This window comes from Bacillus sp. SIMBA_074, from assembly GCF_046534555.1.
Classification (GTDB): domain Bacteria; phylum Bacillota; class Bacilli; order Bacillales; family Bacillaceae_G; genus Bacillus_A; species Bacillus_A mycoides.
On sequence record NZ_JAWRYM010000086.1, the window covers coordinates 1 to 631 of the forward strand.

The window sequence follows — 631 nt, forward strand, 5'->3', positions numbered from 1 at the left end:
AATGCCGAAGTGCGAATTATCAAGGCTTTCCCGGCTGATCAGCTGAAAGTCGAATCACGAATCACGTATGAGAACGGATTGTTCCAGCCGCTTGAGATGTACGTCGATGAAAAAAGACTTGTCGTGATCGGGCAAGCAACTGAGGTCTCATCGTCACCCACTCCTGCATCGAGCGCACCTTCCGTTCAAGCATACAAAATCGGTATCCCCAGGCAGCCAGAAAAACAAACAGTCAAAGCGCTTGTATACGATCTCTCGAACAAAAAGCATCCACAGCTCACTCGTCAGGTCGAAGTAGAAGGTCAATATCTGTCTTCCCGCAAAATTGGCGCAAGCCTGTACATGACCGCAAACAGCTATGTAAACACGTACAGAATTCTTCAGGAGCAGGGAGAAATACCGGGTCCAATCTATCGTGACAGCGTCCAAGGCGATGGCTATAAAACCATTCCCTACAGCGATATACGGTACTTTCCTGAACGAATACAGCCCGACTACTTGATGGTCGCAGGGGTCAACCTCGATGATCCTAAACAAAAAATGTCCATGAATACGTACCTGGGCGCTGGTGAAAACATATATGCCTCAAAGGAAAATTTGTATGTCGCTGTGACCGAGTATAAAGCTGCTT

1 protein-coding gene is annotated in these 631 nt (G+C 47.4%); it reads left to right on the top strand.

Translation table 11 applies throughout. The features are described 5' to 3' along the window. Positions 1-631 (top strand): beta-propeller domain-containing protein (locus tag SB773_RS29895; RefSeq protein WP_410593812.1); only part of this gene is annotated, 631 nt, incomplete at both ends.